This window comes from Bacillus sp. JJ783 (assembly GCF_036963225.1).
In the GTDB taxonomy this organism is placed as follows: domain Bacteria; phylum Bacillota; class Bacilli; order Bacillales; family Bacillaceae_G; genus Bacillus_A; species Bacillus_A cereus_U.
The window spans coordinates 19,148-35,285 of sequence record NZ_JBALMG010000007.1 but is presented as its reverse complement, the minus strand read 5'-3'; the positions used below and the strand labels follow the sequence as shown (position 1 = coordinate 35,285).

The following is a 16,138-nucleotide window of genomic DNA, read 5'->3' as shown; positions in this document are numbered from 1 at the left end:
CAGAAGCGGCTCGTTCAAAATGTGAGGGGGATGGAGCTTCTGACATAGAGGCGCTTTTTGCCTCGGCGGAAGAAGCGAAGCCACCGAATATTTTAGCCGCTGGAGCTAGACATTATCTAAAAGCAGAAGCGGCTCGTTCAAAGCTACTTCTAAGAAAAGAGACCAAATTTGGTCTCTTTTTTTGTACGCAAACAAGACATACTCCCCTACACTATTAACATCATAAAACAAAATTGGAAATCCTTCTCAAAAAATGCGATAATTAATATATAGTGAATCGTTCACACATATAAAGCGAAAAACATAGGGGGACGACGTATGCCAAAAATAGGGAGTACTTTTGTAACAATTCAAGAATTAGAACAGAAAAAAGAATATTTATTAAGTCTTTCACCCGTTATACCGACATGGAATACGAGCTATCAATTTTTATTTAAAGAAATACAACAAGAATTATTAAAAAAGGTAAATGAAAAAATTGAAAGACACCACATTATTTTAACTATATGTACAGATCAAAAAGTAGGAGCATAGCTTCTTATTATATAAAGATAGACACGGGTATCTGTTGTGGTATAAAAAAGAGACCTCAATTGGCCTCTTTTTTATACTTTTAAGATAGCCAATCTAATTTCCTAATGCCTAACTTATCAACTGGTAAACGAAATGACTCGTAAAAATGATTCATAAATTGCTCAGTGCGCTTCACATCATGTAAAATGATTTCTAAACGAGCTCTATAGATGCCTTTTTGTTCTTCGTTTCCTGTTTGATAATATCGTTCAACCGTTTCAAAGTAGTGAAGCGGGAACAGAAGCCTTGCGAATAATAAGCGCCAACCAAATGAAGAGAGCGAATAATTACGTTCATAGTCTGTAATGAATTGAACTACCGTTTGCTCCCAATCTTTCTTTTTTTCTATCATCATATAGCGAATACATTCTGCTATATCCCTACTTGGGTGATCATATACCCAATCAAAAGGAAGTTTTAAGCGCTTCGTTTGATGCCATAATAGAGGTGTAAATCGTTCTTGGCAAATTGTTGCTGCGTCAGTTATTTGTGGTGTATCGTCCATTTCTGTATCGACAACATATTGGATTGCATTTTCTGCAACTCCTAAGTAATATGGGAAGGATTCAATAAACAATTGATCGAATACGTCTGAAGGATGGTTCATCACTTGCGATTGCCAAAATCTTTCTAATTGGTCGAGCCTTTTTTCCCATAATGCTTTCCATTCGCCAATGCGGCTTAATTGCTCAACTTCTTCTGGAAAGAATGCACCACGTTTATGGAATATAGAAAGCTCACTTCCTAATGATGTAGCATGTCGCTCTAACATACGCATACCTTTTAATAAGCAGTAATTTTTTTCTTCTATCTCACTTACATGGTAGCCGTGTATAGTCGGAACGAAAGTCGCAACAGTTATATCCCCTTGCTGGTTCATATAATCACTGAGCTTTTTCATCTCTACAAGTACTTCTTCCTCCATTTCTCCAATTGGAACAAGTACATAAATTTTGTTGCGAATCCAAAAGCTTTTATAGGGGCCAAGGGGGATTAATTCTTTAACATGCATGTGATAATGCTCATAAATATGCTGAATCATCGCAGTCGCCACCTATGGTTTTTCTTTATATATATGAGCTTGTGCTCGCCTTTCATTCCTATGCACATGATAAAGCAACGAAACGTATACAAATACTAAAAAGAAAAAAAGGTGATAAACATGAAAGACTCAAATCAACTACAAGAAAGAGCATTACAACTATTACAAGAACGCGGTGTAACAATTGACGATATTGCTGAACTTGTTCATTTTCTTCAAAAGAAATACCATGCAAATTTAGAGATGTCAGAATGTCGCTATAACGTTGAGCGTGTACTATCAAAACGAGAAGTACAAAACGCACTTATTACAGGCATTGAACTTGATGTCCTTGCTGAAAAGGGAATGTTAAGCGCGCCGTTACAAGATATCGTAAAACGCGATGAAGGACTATATGGCATTGATGAAGTCATCGCGCTTTCTATCGTTAACGTGTACGGTTCTATCGGTTTCACGAACTTTGGATATATCGATAAATTAAAACCAGGTATTTTAGAATACTTAAATGATAAATCAACTGGAAAGGTGCACACATTCCTTGATGATATCGTTGGCGGAATCGCTGCCGCTGCTTCAAGCCGTTTAGCGCACCGTGCTGAGCATTCAGAGTAACGTGTCTAGGCCGTCAGTTTCATACTGACGGCCTTTCATATTCCATAAGCATAAACTCTCTTCCACGGCTCCAAAAAAAAGGTCCTACTTGAAATCCAATATTTTTATATAGCCTAATCGCTCTCTCATTAAATGTCGCTACACTCAGTCGAAACATTTTCGAATTCAATTCCTCAGTAGCAAATGCTATTCCCGCTTGAAAAAATATTTCCCCCATCCCTTTCCCTGTTAAATCTGGCTTCATTCCAAGTCCGATATCTACAACATCTTCTCCCGCATATAAATTGGCATCTCTTCCGCCTGGAACTTGTGCATTTTCTCCAAAACAAAAATAGCCGATAAATTCTCCCTTCTCATCACAACAACCGTAATACGTCCCATCTAGCAACTCTTCTATTCCTTCAGCCTCTCCTGAAAAACTATATAAATTGTACGGTTCCTCATACGTCCACATATTTATCTCATTCGCTTCTTCCTCTGTTAATTTATGTATTTCCATTCCTCTCGCTCCTCATCAAATATTCTATATATATTTACTCATTCATTTTTCACATTCAATTTCCCTCTAATTACAATATGCATAATTGCATGCGCACACCCATTTAAAAAATGCTAAAATTTATTTGAATCGCTGTTGTTACACTTCTTGATTAAGAAAGACCGTTAACCGGAAAATTAACGTCTTATCAAATTCAAGCAATTGGCACATGTTGTCATCATGAAAGACACTCGAAAGAGTGTCTTTTTTTCTATACCTGAGAAGGACCTGCTCATTTACAAAATAAATGCATAAATTAATATAACTCTTTAAACGCATTATTCCCTTTCTATATGTTGCGGCGTTCGTTGCGACAGATTCGGATAATAAAAAGCACTCCAGCCAGAGTGCTTTTTACTTTCAAACAAGGAGGTTACATATATGGATAGTACTCTCGTATTTAACTTCGGTATCGGTATTGTTATCATTTTATTCGTCTTCTTTGTACTTTGTATGAGCGGGATATAGCAATCTTTTATGCCGATAATTCCTTTAAAGTATCACTTAATTTGAACTTTCTTAATTGTAATGAAGCAATCATTGCCGCTCCCGCTCCGAGCACTAGACTAGCTAGAGCTAACATGAAAACTTGATTATACGGAATGATAATAACCGTTAGATCTAAGCTTGATAACACAATATAACTAAACAAAATCCCACCAAAAATGCCAATACAACCAGCTATCGCTCCAAGTAAAGTTCCCTCTAATAAAACAATCCGTCTCATTTGCTTCGGAATAGCTCCTACCGCACGAATCATACTAATTTCAGCACGTCTTTCATGTAAACTTGAGACAATCGCATTCATTAACCCTATACCAGAAATAATGAAAACAATTACAACTAACAAGCGAATTAACATCATCATTTGCGATAATAACTGCTCCTGTTCTTTTAATAAATCATGGCTATTAATAACTTCTACGTTCTCTTTATTATTTGTAATTTGTTTTACTTGCTTCTTAATCTCTTCAAATGATTGATTAGAATTTGTCATAACTTGAATTGCTTCATATCCTTGCACGTGAAACTTATCACGAGCCCATTGTTCATTTACGAAAATGTCTAATCCTCTTCCCCTTAATCCTTGCTCAATAATCGAAACGACTTTAATCGTTTGTTTTTCTTTCCCTTTTCCTTGTACTTCAATCGTATCATGCAACTGAATCCCTAATGTTTTAGCAGTTCTCTTCGTAACGACTCCCTCACCATCTTGTAATGGCTTATTTAAATCTCGTCCTGTAATCACTTTCGCTTTTGTTACTTTTTGATAAGCAACAATATCATTCCCCACAACCTCTATCACATCATATTCAAAATCATCTTTCCTCACATTTTCATACCACTCTTGATCCGCTTTTTTAAAATCATAATTTATAAGCTTCGCTGTAAAGTCAGTAACATTTGCTACGCTCTCTTCTACACCATCAATTTTTTTAACCTTCTCCATCCAACTAAATGGTAATACTTCAGTACTTTGCGACTCTATTGGAATTCTTATTACTAAATCAGCTGGTAAATGTTTTTGTAACCCATCTTTCATGCCCTCGTAAATAGAGTTTATATACATTGTTCCAACAAGTGCTAACATAAAACCAAATGCTAGTATAGCAACAGACACAGCTGCCTTATTCCGATAACGAATTACATTTCGGCTACTAATCGTCGTTTCAATTCGTAATATCATTTGAAGTGGTTTTGCAATCACTGGTGCTATCATCCGAATAAATAACGGAATCGCAAATAACAAACCGACCGCAAATAACAGCGCACCTATCGCACTTGGATTAAAACCGATATACCGCTCTAATACGTTACCCGTTAGTCCAATAACAGTACCAATGATTAAAATGCTACAACTAAAAGCACTCCACCTTTTTTCTTTTTTCTCATTACTAGGAAGACCTGGCCTAAGCGCTTGAACTGGTGGAATCTTTCTAACCATGAAGGCTGGTATAATAGCCCCTATGATAGACATAACAATTCCTAGTAAAAACGTAATGAGTAAAATCTCGCCTGAAATCGAGAATGATTCTTTCCCTGCACCCTCAATATTCACCCATTTATTAATAAATGATGCGGCGATTTTTTGCGTACCTGCTCCAAGAATAACTCCTGCTAGTGATCCGATTGCCCCAATACATAAAGCCTCTAATAAAACGACTAATATAATTTGATTTGGATTACTACCAAGTGCACGTAATAATGCCCATTGCTTAAATCGACTTCTGACAGATAAGAAGAAACTTCCCATTATTAAAAGGGCTACAACAAATAAGGCAATACCACCTAAACTAAAAATTAATGGCTTCATTACATTTAGTCGTTCAAATGCCTTATCTACATAAGTACGTTGGTCCACCTTTATATTTTCAATCTTTTTATGTACATCAAAAGCAATTGCTTTTTTCATATTTACATCTTGTACTTTCACTTGAACGAGATTGAATTGATTTGGTAAATTTAATTCTTTTTGAAGCCAATGGATTGGAAAATAAGCACTATGCCCCATTGACGCCATTAACGGTGGATTTAAAATACCGACAACTTTCACAGCCTTTTCACCATGCTGCGGGAATGGCAGTTTAATCGTATCTCCTACCCGTATATTTTCACGATCTGTATACCCTTTTGTCAGTGCTACTTCAGCACCTTCTTTCGGATATCGTCCTTCTAATATTTTATAAGAATGCATTTCTGGAGAATCTTGCTCAACACCCCAATAAGATGGCTTTCCCGATAATTCTTTATAATGTGGAAAAGGATACGGTATAAGTGCTTTTGATATTTTTTCAGCATTTTCTAAGCCGTCTATTCCTTTTAAACTTTCATTATTTAAATACATATCATTTTTTATATAGCCAAATTGTAAATTATAATCTCCATACCGACTTACTACTTGTTCCTTCACACTTTGCTCTACTGATTGATTACCTAGTAATAACATCGTCGCTAACATAACACCTAAAGCTGCACCGAGGGCAATCAACATATTTCGCAACCAATTTTGTTTCATCGATTTCACCGCATACTTAATTACCCAGCGCATCACCTTTACCTCCTACTTTAAAGTGATGATTCATAATTTCTTGAATGTGAGTAACTTGCTGCTGAATATTACGGAATTTCCATCCTTTACTCTCTGCATGTTCGTGAATCACTTCACCATCTAGTAAGAAAACAACTTTATCTGCATGGGCTGCTACGAATGGATCGTGCGTTACAATGACAGCCGTTTGTCCTAACTCATCGCATGCATTACGAAGGGCCGCGATTATATTTTTGCTATTTTCTGAATCTAATGCCCCTGTTGGTTCATCCGCTAATATAATGGCTGGCTCATTTGCAAAAGCTCTTGCTATCGCAACCCTTTGCTGTTGCCCACCTGATAACTGTGCTGGTAAATGCTTTTCTTTTCCTTTCAATCCAACGAGCTCTAATAAACGATTTGCTGTCACCGTTGCCTTCTTTTGCGAAACATTATCTAATAGTAAAGGCAGACCTACATTTTCCTCCGCATTAAACACTGGAATTAAATTAAACTGCTGAAAAATAAAACCGATTTTATGCCTTCTAAATAAAGCGAGCTCTTTTTCTTTTAATGTTGAAATCTCCGTACCATCAACTCGAATACTACCTACCGATGGAATATCTAATCCACCTAACAGCTGAAGTAAAGTCGTTTTACCCGATCCACTTGCCCCCATAATACAAACAAAGTCACCTTTTTGAATTTGAACATTAATATCTTTTAAGATCTTTACTTTACTATCCCCAATATCAAACGATTTTTCTAACCCTTCAATTTCAATAATATTCATCCCGATATCCCCTTTTCTCTCTATTTACCAATCTATATATTCTATTCGAAAATGCAAAACCCCTACTATTTTGTATTTTTTTGTCACATACTAACATTTATATTAACCGGCAGTAAGTGCCCGATTAGTGTGAGCAAATAATCAGTGCGGGATGGACACCCCCCACCGATTAAAATTTCACTTTATTTCTCACGTCAGAAAAGTTGACTCTCGCAACGGAAGTAACCATAATAGTTACACGGATATATAAAAACTATTCACATATCCACAATTAGGAGGAAGAACAATGAAACATGTGATCGTTTATGCACACCCGAATACAGAAAGCTTCAACCATGCAATTTTAGAAACTGTAAAAAGTGAATTAGAAGGAAAAGGGCATGAAGTACGCGTTCGTGATCTATACGAATTAAATTTCAATCCAGTATTAGGTGCTTCCGATTTCATCTCATTTTCTCAAGGAAATACACCAGAAGATATCAAAGAAGAACAAGAGCATATCTCTTGGGCTGATAGCATTACATTCATTTACCCCGTTTGGTGGGCAGGACTTCCTGCTATTTTAAAAGGATATGTTGACCGTGTATTTAGCCACGGCTTCGCTTATGCTTACGGTGAAAGTGGCATTGAAAAGTTATTAAGCGGTAAAAAAGGATTGTTATTATCTACAATGGGTAATACGAAAGAAGCATACACAGCAGGCGGTATGTTTGACGCAATGAAGAAAACAGCGGATGTTGGTATTTTTGAATTTACAGGCATTGAAACACTTGAGCATACATTCTATACAAGTGTTCCTTCTGTGGATGACAGTGTGCGTAAACAATATCTTGAAGAAGTTAAAGACGTTGTGAATCGTGCATTTTAATAAAAAACTCCGGTTATAACAACCGGAGTTTTTTATTTCATCATCAATTTCGGAATATATCTTTGAAGTATACTTTCTAATTCATTCATATCTTCCTGTCTAATAAGTAAATTTACATTGTCATTCATTTTTTCTCGCCCGCGATATAAAAATATATTTTCTTTTGGATTTTCCCATGTTGATGTTTTATAGCCTTTTAATTCTTCGTATGAATAAAAGTTTAATCCGTCTATTACACCTTTGTCATATATTTGTACACTTTTAATAAGATAGATAGCTATTAAAGTCATAAAACAACTTGCTACAGCATGAATACCTAACTGAACGAGAAACTGTTCAACTGTACCAATATCACCACTTATGTACTGAGCATATATATACATACATTGCCCGATGAAGTACGCTGGTCCAAGTAATGCAATCCAACGTCGCTTCACCCGAGGATATGTTGCAATAAGTTTTCCCGCGCTTTTTTTCATTTCATTTATTTTATATATCTTCCATAGAACAAAGAACAAAACACATAATGTAAAAACAAACATAATGCATGACATCCAGTACATTCTTATTCCCTCCCTTTCATATCATTACATGTAAATTTTACATTTTATATACCTATAGTACATATGCAATTGTGCATAAAAAAACAGGCAACCGCTCCGGTTACCTGCATTTCATTACATCTTCTCAATCCACTCCGTCAAGTTATGCACAACTTGCGTCGGTTGTACTTCATATTCTGTTAACTTCTCCACAGTTGTTACTCCAGTGTGGACAATAAGGGTATGCATACCAGCATTTATCCCCGCTAAAATATCTGTATCGTAGTTATCCCCAACCATTAAAGCTTCTTCTTTTCCTACGCCAAGCACTTTTAACGCTTGTTCCATAATGATTGATTCTGGTTTTCCAATAAAGATTGGATCCACACCTGTTGATACTGCTACAACTGATGTTAATGAACCGTTACCCGGTAATAATCCGCGCTCGGTCGGAATTGCGATATCCCCATTTGTTGAAATAAACGTTGCACCGTTACGCACAGCAAGACATGCTTTTGCTAACTTTTCATATGTGATATCGCGATCTAAACCAACAACGACGAAATCAGGATTTTCATCCACAATTTCAAATCCTTTTTCCACAAGAGCAGCATGTAAGCCCTCTTCACCAATCATATATACAGTTGCATCTTGTTTGCGCTCATAAATAAAGTTCGCTGTAGCCATGCTCGTTGTGAATACTTGCTCCGCTTTCGCTGGAATATCGAAACGAACAAGTTTTTCTGCAACTTGTTCTGGTTTACGAGTTGAGTTATTTGTAACGAATAAATATGGAATACCGCGTTCTCCTAATGCTTTTACGAAATCGCTTGCTTCTTCAATTTGTTCTTCACCGCGATACATCGTACCGTCTAAGTCAATTAAATAACCTTTATACATCTATTTGTCTCTCCTTCTATGCTAACGTTCTCACCTATCATACCACTCTTATATTAACCCCTTTTTCAAAAGAAAAAAACGCTTTACCCTAAAGCGTCCCATAACGTTCATTTTTTCTCTTTTATTTGATACGAACAATTACAATCGCCCACGCACATGTTCGTTAACGTCTTCACATTTGCATCTACAAATAATCGCTTGTACATATCTTTTTCATCTTCACACACTTGCGGGAATTTCTCCGCTATTTCCTTTAACGGACAGTTTTGCTTTTCAAGTATGAAAGAGCGATCCCCATCTCTCTTTATTTGAACCATATAACCATTTTTCTCTTGCATAGCAGCTATTTCCTGTACTTTATACGCTAAATTACTTTGATTACTTATCTTCTTTTGCAACTGCTCTTCCATTCGTTTCGTTCTCGCTTGTAAAACGTAACGAAGCATTTTTTCATCGCCCATTCGAGCTAAATCATCTAGTATTTCAATAGCAAACTGCTTATACTCTTTCGGGAATGTATCTTCTCCCTTTTGACTTAATCCATACAAATATGTTGGTCGTCCAACATGCTGCCTTAGCATCTTTGAATAAATCAGCTCATCTTTCTCAAGATTACTTAAATGTCTTCGAATTGCCATTTCCGTAATTTCTAAAGCTTCGGCTAATTCTGCTACAGTATGCTCGCCCTTTACCTTCAACAATTGTACAATCTCTTCTTTCGTCGTACGTGCTTTCCCCATAACTCGCCCTTCTCCCTTTTCTCATATACAATATAAGATCCCCAAAGGAATCCCCGGGGATCTTATAAGCACAATTATTCTGGTACAAATGCAGATACAGGCCCTAATTCCTTTTCTAAATAACTGTGAATATTCGCTGGGTATTTCTCTACCACGGCGATATGTTTTTGAATCGTCTTATATAATTCATCATGATTCATTTGAATATAATCTTGCGTAAGCATTTTTCGAAGAAGAATAATTTCTTTAATATGCGCTCCCTCTTCTCCACTTATAACTCTCTCGTCCATTAAAATATCAATAATATCTTCGTAACTTCCTGGATCGCGCATAATAAATCCATCAATCATCGCATTCCCTACATCTAATATACAATCGATAATAAGGTGCGCCATGCGCTCTAATGCGTAGAATTCAAACTCGGTTTCATATGTCTTTTTCTCTTGAAATGTATTTGTTGCTCGTTCTAAACATACTAGCATTTGTTCTATTTTCTTTCTGTCTACGAAGTACATGAATGTCACCTACCTGGAAATTAAAGCATTTACATTTTAATTGTAACGCTTTCTTCTGAAAAAATCGACAATTTTTCGAATTCACCTTTTCCTCGTTATTTGTTATAGTTATATTTGTATGATTTTTGAAATTGGAGGAATGCAACCTTGGAACGTGAACTCGCACTAGAAATTGTCCGTGTAACAGAAGCAGCAGCCTTAGCATCCGCACAGTGGATGGGCCGCGGAAAGAAAAACGAAGCAGATGATGCAGCAACTACAGCTATGCGTGATATGTTCGATTCAGTAAACATGGCAGGTACAGTTGTAATCGGTGAAGGAGAACTTGATGAAGCACCGATGTTGTATATTGGTGAAGAACTAGGAACAGGTAACGGTCCAGAAGTAGATATCGCCGTTGACCCGTTAGAAGGTACAAACATCGTTGCGAAAGGCCTTGCAAATGCAATGGCAGTTATCGCAATCGCAGATAAAGGAAACCTTCTTCATGCTCCGGATATGTACATGGAAAAAATCGCGGTTGGTCCAAAAGCAGCTGGTAAAATTAGCTTAGATGATCCAATTGAAAAAACAATTGATATTGTAGCAGAAGCAAACAATAAAAAAATTCGTGACCTAACGGTTATCATCCAAGAACGTGAACGTCATCAAGATATTATTGACCGTGTTCGTGCAAAAGGTGCACGCGTAAAATTATTTGGTGATGGAGATGTTGGTGCATCAATCGCTACAGCTTTACCTGGAACAGGTATCGACTTATTCGTAGGTGTAGGCGGAGCTCCAGAAGGCGTTATTTCTGCAGCAGCATTAAAATGCCTTGAAGGTGAAATGCAAGCTCGCTTAGTTCCAATGAACGAAGAAGAAGAAGCTCGTTGTCGTGAAATGGGATTAGAAGATCCTCGTCAACTTCTTATGTTAGATGACTTAGTATCTGGTGATGACGCAATCTTCTCAGCAACAGGTGTATCTGCTGGTGAGTTATTAGACGGCGTGAAATTCCTTGGCGGAGATTTAGCTGAAACATATTCTATCGTTATGCGTTACAAAACAAGAACGGTACGATTCATTAAAACGCATCACCATTTAGATCATAAACCACACTTAAACTTAGATATTTAATAAAGGAGCCATGTGTATGGAAGAACGTTTCTTTCTGTACGACGATACAGTCGCTACAAAAACTCGTTTCGTTAGCTTTCTGGGGGAAAATGAGCGTCATGATTTAGCGCTTCTATACTCCGATCGTCATTACGGTAAAACGATAGTCCTTGATATGCAGAGCAACAAATTTGCTATCATCGGTCCTGACGATTTAAACGAACCAGGCTACTTAGAGCATGCATTTTCTATGTCTGAGGAAAATGCAGAAGAATTACGCTCATTTTTATTTGAACTTATATAATTTATCTGGTGCACCAGCTATTTTAGCTGGTGTTTTTTCACAGATTGATTTTTGAATTTTCAATCTTATATGTTATACTTATGAACAAATCTATTTGGATAGAAAGGACGTTATCTACTTATGCCAACATTTACTTTGTAATGGACCAGCAATTGGATAGCATTACTCTCAAAAAAGCACCGTGCTTTTTCAAGGGAGTAGTCTGCCCATTCCCATTACGAAGGAACGTAACGCATCTGTAGTATGATGTTTACGGAGGTTCCTCTTGGGGGAATCTCCTTTTATTTTTGTCTACTTCTCATGTCTTCATACTACAAGACATCCAAATAGCTGTATTACGTTCCTTTGCCACTAATATAAGAGGTGAAGGAAAATGCAGAAAGTACAACTTTCTTGGAGTTTATATGAAAACGAGTTATCCACAATCGAAAGATATTGTAAAAATTGCAGACGTACTACCCTTTTTACTGATACGAACATTCGCAGGCATAACGCAAATGGAAAAAACATATACCGATTTGCAATTTATAAATGTCCGAAAAATCATACGTGGAACCAAAAGCTCCACATTTATAAATCATTTGCTGATCATGTCGAAACTGTCGATATGGCTCAGCAAGAACAAACTGAAACAAGTACTACCATTTCCATTACACAATACAAAGAAAGTGGTATAGCCGAAATAACAATCGTATTAGACATAGTTTTTGGTTCCCACCGAATTGATAAAGTGTTATCCACATATATTTCAGATTGGAGCCGCGCTGCCATTGTGGATAAAATTAAAAATGATCGTATTCAGTTAAACGGACGACACCTGAAACCAAACACAACACTCACTGAAGGTGATTTCATCTCAATTTGTTTATAAAGGAGACGATTATGCTAAAAATAAGAAAAGGCACAATTGATTTATTGGACGAATTAGATGTGATGTATACAGCATGCAAAGAAGCACTCTTACAGAACAAAATTTATCAATGGGATGATTCTTATCCGACGCGAGAACACATTTCCTATCATCTAGAACAAGCCGAATTGTATTGTCTATTCCAAGACCAAGTACTTGTCGGCGCCGTCGTCTTAAACGAAGCACAGTCTCCAGAATACAAACTAATTGACTGGTCAGAAACAGACGGACGCTTTCTTATCGTCCACTCTTTTGTCATCCATCCGCTCGTACAAGGAAAAGGCTATAGCAAAGTACTATTATCCTTTTGGGAAAACGAAGCAACACAAAACACCTACACTGGAATACGCCTAGATTGTTTTACAGGTAATCCCGTTTCATTAAGCCTATATGAAACAAACAATTATATTTGCCGAGGTGCTGTTTATTTCAAAAGTAAACAGCCTCCTCATAATTGGTATAACTGCTATGAAAAAATCCTCTTACAATCGTAAGAGGATTTTTTCATTTCTTCACTTTTCGTAATACAAAGTGTGCACAACCGAAGTTACAGTACTCGTATAAATACTCTGATAAAGTACTAATTTTCGTATCATATGTCGAACGTTGATTACTATCATCAAAGAAACCGCGCAATCTAAGTTGCTCGTAACCCCAGTCTCCAACGATATAATCATATTTATTTAAAATTTCTGCATAGCGCTCTTTAAATGCTTCTTCACTAAAACCGTCACGAAAGTTTTTAATTACTTCGTACTGAACATTATTAACGCTCACCGTAGTATGAATCTCTTGCTTTTGCTCCATTATGAACTTCCTCTCTAAGCATTCTTCTTTTTATCGTATCACAAAGCATAACAACCAACAATTTCAAATACAAAAAATTGAAAATTAGTGCATGCTATGGAGAAGGAGGTGATACATCGTGAAAAAGCAAATTATCCTCTCTCTTCTCACTCTTTCCTTATTTGCAGGCTGCCAATCAACTAATAAAGCCGAAATGGAGCGTGAAGAAGGAAGTCGTGTTCTTGTTTCCAACAAAAACGACATGTATCATACGGAAAACACAAATACAAGGTTAACTAGAGTCGGTTATTCTTCTAAACAGAAGCATGAAGTATCTAACAAACAAGTAGGCGCTATTAACCGTGAGAAAGTCGCCGAAATGATTACGAGCATGACAGTCAAACTTCCTGACGTCACCAATGCCGCTACACTCGTTACCGACGACGAAGTGTTCGTTGTATACCGTGCCAACACAACGGACCCAAAACTCGTAACAGATCAAGTATATAAAACAGCTTTGTCCATCGTCCCTCGCTATTATAAAGCATATGTATCAACAAACCAAAAGTTGATTTCTCAAATTCAAGGTCTCCAATCTGGTAGCTTAAACGATAAAGAATATGAACAAAGTCTTGATATGTTAAAACGTGAAATGAGCAAAAATCCTCATTTGAACAATACGGGGGATCAAACTTTGAATAATATGATTAAAAAATAAAAAGGTGGAGAAAACCTCCACCTTTTTACTATTTCTTACGATCCGCATAAACCTCCATCGCATCACACATAAACTGCGCTAATCCCCCGCCAAACTTATCGATATTTTTCGTAAAGCGCTCATCAGCAACATACATTTGACCGAGTCCCTTAAAGGCCTCTAATGAATATTCACCGAAGTTTTGCAAGTAATCGTACCATACTCCAATTGCTGATTGCGCCTCTTTAGAATCCGGTGCTCCATTTCGAAGTGTTGCTAGATTTCTGTAAATGTTATTAAACTCCTCCTGTTTCTCTGTAGACATACCCTTCGCTGTTTTATTCGCTTTATCTACAGCCTCATCTCCCCATCGTTCACGTGCTTCTTCTTCATACGGATTATGACTAAAATCAAATCCTTCAAATTTCTCTTTATTCGTCATCTCAATCTCTCCTTTTGTATGCTGAATTGTTTTATTAATCGTCGCTATCACTTTATCCAATCTAGCCCGCTTTTCAAGAAGCATTTTCTTATGAAGCTGTAATGCCTCTTCACGGTCGAATGAAGGACTCATGATAATCTCCTTAATCTTCTTTAAAGGGAAGCCAAGCTCTTTAAAAAATAAAATTTGCTGCAACGTTTCTAAATTTTCATTGGAATACAGACGATATCCAGACTCTGTCGTCTCATCTGGGGTTAACAACCCAATTTCATCGTAATGATGCAGTGTGCGCACACTAATTCCAACTAAATCAGCTACTTCTTTTACCCTCATTGTCATGCGTATCTCCCCCTTAATACATAGGATAAAGTATGACGCAACGTTAGAGTCAATAAAAATTTCATTTTGTATTTGAAAGATTCATCTCTCCACATTCTCCTACATTTCATGCATAATATATATGTACATACATTAGAAAGCGGTGAAAGTATGGTTTCAAATACTGTAATTGCCAGTATCATAATTCAACTCGTTGTTTCGGTTCTGGTCCCAATTATTGTACTCGTTTATTTCCGTAAGAAATATAATATTAATTGGAAAATAGTTGGCGTTGGTGTCCTTATCTTTATCGGGTTTACCCAAATTCTCGAAACACCATTCCAATTATTCATGCGTGGTAATCCAACAATAGGTCCAATTTTAGAAAACCCATTTATTTTCGCAATATATGGTGGATTGACTGCTGGTATTTTTGAAGAACTAGGTCGTTTCGTTGCCTTTTACTACTTACTGAAAAAATATCGAGATTATAAGGACGGTCTTGCGTACGGAATTGGACACGGCGGTATTGAATCGATTTTAGTCGGCGGATTCGCTGGGCTTCAAACTCTTACCTTTGCAACATCTATTAACAATGGTAGCTTCGCTCAAATGGTTGAACAATACCCACAGTTGAGCCATATCAAGGACTTGTTAATAGAGCAACCTGCCTATTTTTACTTACTTGGTAGCCTAGAAAGAATTATGGCATTAGTACTGCAAATTGCCTTCACAATGCTTGTCGTATACGCGGTAAAACAAAAGAAATACATTTTCCTCGTATACGCTATACTATTCCACGCACTTGTAGACTTTTTCGCAGCACTTTACCAAACAAAAATGATTAACATCTTTTTCGCAGAAGGAATTACTCTTCTCTTCGCGATTGGTGGTTTCATTCTTATTCGTAAAATGAAAGAGAAATTAGTGCGTACAGCAGAGTAAAAAATAAACCACCAAAATTGGTGGTTTATTTTTTATGTGGATTTTCGTAACAGTGATAACTTCGGCCACCTCGAAGTTCCTTCTTTGTTTCTGCATCTATAACTATATATTTATGCAACTCCTCTACTTCATCTTGAGAAAAGGATCCAAAAAAATAAACTTGGCGATCAGGATGAATAAACGAATCTTGAAGCACCACTCTACTTCGACAGCCGACAGCTGTTTTTTGTCGGAAGGTAAATTCTGCATCTTGTACTTCTTTAAATAAGATTTTTTTACGAACGCTATATGTTGCATTTTTGTATTCCTTATAAACCTTCTTATCTAACTGTTCATAAAATAGATCTTCATTCACAAACGATTTATTTTGATTGCTCGGGTATTCTAAGTTTTGATTTGATTGTGCATATGTTGTGGACAATTGTATGAGAAAACAAATACTGAATACAATGCATATCATTTTTTTCATAATTGCACCTCAAATTTT

The 16,138-nt window shown here is 36.7% G+C and carries 21 protein-coding genes; 10 read left to right on the top strand and 11 right to left on the bottom strand.

What is annotated here, in order from left to right:
- Positions 1–218 (top strand): hypothetical protein (locus V7038_RS01760; protein ID WP_335468890.1); only part of this gene is annotated, 218 nt, incomplete at its 5' end.
- Between the two features lie 100 nt (positions 219–318).
- Positions 319–534, top strand: a complete 216-nt coding sequence (locus V7038_RS01755) for a hypothetical protein (protein WP_002068096.1) — start codon at positions 319–321, stop codon at positions 532–534.
- 79 nt (positions 535–613) lie between these two features.
- On the opposite strand, the gene yutH is transcribed toward V7038_RS01755, so the two are convergent.
- Positions 614–1,615, bottom strand: coding sequence for a spore coat putative kinase YutH (gene yutH / locus V7038_RS01750; RefSeq protein WP_002198965.1), 1,002 nt, complete (start codon positions 1,613–1,615; stop codon positions 614–616).
- Between the two features lie 120 nt (positions 1,616–1,735).
- Between yutH and V7038_RS01745 the strand changes: the two genes are divergently transcribed.
- A complete protein-coding gene (locus tag V7038_RS01745) occupies positions 1,736–2,227 on the top strand; it encodes a phosphatidylglycerophosphatase A family protein (protein WP_002089340.1) in 492 nt (163 codons plus the stop codon).
- Positions 2,228–2,246: 19 nt separating this feature from the next.
- On the opposite strand, the gene V7038_RS01740 is transcribed toward V7038_RS01745, so the two are convergent.
- The 3 genes from V7038_RS01740 to V7038_RS01730 form a co-directional block, all read right to left on the bottom strand.
- Positions 2,247–2,726, bottom strand: a complete 480-nt coding sequence (locus V7038_RS01740) for a GNAT family N-acetyltransferase (RefSeq protein WP_070140084.1) — start codon at positions 2,724–2,726, stop codon at positions 2,247–2,249.
- A gap of 514 nt (positions 2,727–3,240) precedes the next feature.
- Positions 3,241–5,814, bottom strand: a complete 2,574-nt coding sequence (locus V7038_RS01735) for an FtsX-like permease family protein (protein WP_002112629.1) — start codon at positions 5,812–5,814, stop codon at positions 3,241–3,243.
- Entirely contained in the window at positions 5,798–6,586 is a 789-nt protein-coding gene (locus V7038_RS01730; RefSeq protein ID WP_002112630.1) for an ABC transporter ATP-binding protein, read from the bottom strand. The genes V7038_RS01735 and V7038_RS01730 overlap by 17 nt, the downstream gene beginning before the upstream one ends.
- A gap of 286 nt (positions 6,587–6,872) precedes the next feature.
- On the opposite strand from V7038_RS01730, the gene V7038_RS01725 reads away from it, so the two are divergent.
- Complete coding sequence (locus tag V7038_RS01725; protein WP_016106522.1) at positions 6,873–7,454, top strand: NAD(P)H-dependent oxidoreductase; 582 nt, start codon at positions 6,873–6,875, stop codon at positions 7,452–7,454.
- Between the two features lie 32 nt (positions 7,455–7,486).
- Here the strand turns inward: V7038_RS01725 and V7038_RS01720 are convergent, their stop codons facing one another.
- From V7038_RS01720 to V7038_RS01705, 4 genes are all read right to left on the bottom strand, one after another.
- Positions 7,487–8,017, bottom strand: coding sequence for an iron ABC transporter substrate-binding protein (locus tag V7038_RS01720; RefSeq protein ID WP_335468880.1), 531 nt, complete (start codon positions 8,015–8,017; stop codon positions 7,487–7,489).
- A gap of 114 nt (positions 8,018–8,131) precedes the next feature.
- Entirely contained in the window at positions 8,132–8,896 is a 765-nt protein-coding gene (locus tag V7038_RS01715) for a TIGR01457 family HAD-type hydrolase (protein WP_002112633.1), read from the bottom strand.
- A 107-nt stretch (positions 8,897–9,003) separates the two neighbouring features.
- Complete coding sequence (locus V7038_RS01710) at positions 9,004–9,636, bottom strand: helix-turn-helix transcriptional regulator (protein WP_335468878.1); 633 nt, start codon at positions 9,634–9,636, stop codon at positions 9,004–9,006.
- Between the two features lie 74 nt (positions 9,637–9,710).
- Positions 9,711–10,151: a DUF86 domain-containing protein gene (locus V7038_RS01705; RefSeq protein WP_002015910.1), complete on the bottom strand. Its 441-nt coding sequence runs from the start codon at positions 10,149–10,151 to the stop codon at positions 9,711–9,713.
- 147 nt (positions 10,152–10,298) lie between these two features.
- Between V7038_RS01705 and glpX the strand changes: the two genes are divergently transcribed.
- The 4 genes from glpX to V7038_RS01685 all read left to right on the top strand — a co-directional run bounded on the left by glpX (position 10,299) and on the right by V7038_RS01685 (position 12,957).
- The gene (glpX, locus tag V7038_RS01700; protein WP_002015911.1) at positions 10,299–11,270 is read left to right on the top strand and encodes a class II fructose-bisphosphatase; all 972 of its coding nucleotides are present in this window, start codon (positions 10,299–10,301) and stop codon (positions 11,268–11,270) included.
- A 16-nt stretch (positions 11,271–11,286) separates the two neighbouring features.
- Positions 11,287–11,553 (top strand): DUF3055 domain-containing protein, encoded by a 267-nt coding sequence (locus V7038_RS01695; RefSeq protein WP_002112635.1) that lies wholly within the window; start codon positions 11,287–11,289, stop codon positions 11,551–11,553.
- Positions 11,554–11,926: 373 nt separating this feature from the next.
- On the top strand, positions 11,927–12,424 hold the full coding sequence (locus V7038_RS01690; RefSeq protein ID WP_335468874.1) for a cytoplasmic protein: 498 nt from the start codon (positions 11,927–11,929) through the stop codon (positions 12,422–12,424).
- 11 nt (positions 12,425–12,435) lie between these two features.
- Positions 12,436–12,957 (top strand): GNAT family N-acetyltransferase, encoded by a 522-nt coding sequence (locus tag V7038_RS01685; protein WP_335468871.1) that lies wholly within the window; start codon positions 12,436–12,438, stop codon positions 12,955–12,957.
- A 10-nt stretch (positions 12,958–12,967) separates the two neighbouring features.
- On the opposite strand, the gene V7038_RS01680 is transcribed toward V7038_RS01685, so the two are convergent.
- Complete coding sequence (locus tag V7038_RS01680; protein ID WP_000435944.1) at positions 12,968–13,270, bottom strand: YutD family protein; 303 nt, start codon at positions 13,268–13,270, stop codon at positions 12,968–12,970.
- Between the two features lie 118 nt (positions 13,271–13,388).
- On the opposite strand from V7038_RS01680, the gene V7038_RS01675 reads away from it, so the two are divergent.
- Entirely contained in the window at positions 13,389–13,967 is a 579-nt protein-coding gene (locus V7038_RS01675; protein WP_002112644.1) for a YhcN/YlaJ family sporulation lipoprotein, read from the top strand.
- Between the two features lie 28 nt (positions 13,968–13,995).
- Here the strand turns inward: V7038_RS01675 and V7038_RS01670 are convergent, their stop codons facing one another.
- Positions 13,996–14,727, bottom strand: a complete 732-nt coding sequence (locus tag V7038_RS01670; RefSeq protein ID WP_070129122.1) for a MerR family transcriptional regulator — start codon at positions 14,725–14,727, stop codon at positions 13,996–13,998.
- Positions 14,728–14,835: 108 nt separating this feature from the next.
- On the opposite strand from V7038_RS01670, the gene V7038_RS01665 reads away from it, so the two are divergent.
- The gene (locus V7038_RS01665; protein ID WP_070129123.1) at positions 14,836–15,651 is read left to right on the top strand and encodes a YhfC family intramembrane metalloprotease; all 816 of its coding nucleotides are present in this window, start codon (positions 14,836–14,838) and stop codon (positions 15,649–15,651) included.
- A gap of 25 nt (positions 15,652–15,676) precedes the next feature.
- Here V7038_RS01665 and V7038_RS01660 read toward each other — a convergent pair whose 3' ends face one another.
- Positions 15,677–16,120: a hypothetical protein gene (locus tag V7038_RS01660; protein WP_070129124.1), complete on the bottom strand. Its 444-nt coding sequence runs from the start codon at positions 16,118–16,120 to the stop codon at positions 15,677–15,679.
- Positions 16,121–16,138 lie beyond the last annotated feature (18 nt).

What these genes read in the sequence shown, in the direction of transcription:
- V7038_RS01660 (WP_070129124.1), bottom strand. Translation starts at nt 16,120, where the DNA reads ATGAAAAAAATGATATGCATTGTATTCAGTATTTGTTTTCTCATACAA.
- V7038_RS01705 (WP_002015910.1), bottom strand. Translation starts at nt 10,151, where the DNA reads ATGTACTTCGTAGACAGAAAGAAAATAGAACAAATGCTAGTATGTTTA.
- V7038_RS01745 (WP_002089340.1), top strand. Translation starts at nt 1,736, where the DNA reads ATGAAAGACTCAAATCAACTACAAGAAAGAGCATTACAACTATTACAA.
- V7038_RS01715 (WP_002112633.1), bottom strand. Translation starts at nt 8,896, where the DNA reads ATGTATAAAGGTTATTTAATTGACTTAGACGGTACGATGTATCGCGGT.
- V7038_RS01680 (WP_000435944.1), bottom strand. Translation starts at nt 13,270, where the DNA reads ATGGAGCAAAAGCAAGAGATTCATACTACGGTGAGCGTTAATAATGTT.
- V7038_RS01735 (WP_002112629.1), bottom strand. Translation starts at nt 5,814, where the DNA reads ATGCGCTGGGTAATTAAGTATGCGGTGAAATCGATGAAACAAAATTGG.
- V7038_RS01685 (WP_335468871.1), top strand. Translation starts at nt 12,436, where the DNA reads ATGCTAAAAATAAGAAAAGGCACAATTGATTTATTGGACGAATTAGAT.
- V7038_RS01720 (WP_335468880.1), bottom strand. Translation starts at nt 8,017, where the DNA reads ATGTACTGGATGTCATGCATTATGTTTGTTTTTACATTATGTGTTTTG.
- V7038_RS01670 (WP_070129122.1), bottom strand. Translation starts at nt 14,727, where the DNA reads ATGACAATGAGGGTAAAAGAAGTAGCTGATTTAGTTGGAATTAGTGTG.
- V7038_RS01740 (WP_070140084.1), bottom strand. Translation starts at nt 2,726, where the DNA reads ATGGAAATACATAAATTAACAGAGGAAGAAGCGAATGAGATAAATATG.
- V7038_RS01695 (WP_002112635.1), top strand. Translation starts at nt 11,287, where the DNA reads ATGGAAGAACGTTTCTTTCTGTACGACGATACAGTCGCTACAAAAACT.
- V7038_RS01665 (WP_070129123.1), top strand. Translation starts at nt 14,836, where the DNA reads ATGCATAATATATATGTACATACATTAGAAAGCGGTGAAAGTATGGTT.
- V7038_RS01755 (WP_002068096.1), top strand. Translation starts at nt 319, where the DNA reads ATGCCAAAAATAGGGAGTACTTTTGTAACAATTCAAGAATTAGAACAG.
- yutH (WP_002198965.1), bottom strand. Translation starts at nt 1,615, where the DNA reads ATGATTCAGCATATTTATGAGCATTATCACATGCATGTTAAAGAATTA.
- V7038_RS01690 (WP_335468874.1), top strand. Translation starts at nt 11,927, where the DNA reads ATGCAGAAAGTACAACTTTCTTGGAGTTTATATGAAAACGAGTTATCC.
- V7038_RS01725 (WP_016106522.1), top strand. Translation starts at nt 6,873, where the DNA reads ATGAAACATGTGATCGTTTATGCACACCCGAATACAGAAAGCTTCAAC.
- V7038_RS01730 (WP_002112630.1), bottom strand. Translation starts at nt 6,586, where the DNA reads ATGAATATTATTGAAATTGAAGGGTTAGAAAAATCGTTTGATATTGGG.
- V7038_RS01710 (WP_335468878.1), bottom strand. Translation starts at nt 9,636, where the DNA reads ATGGGGAAAGCACGTACGACGAAAGAAGAGATTGTACAATTGTTGAAG.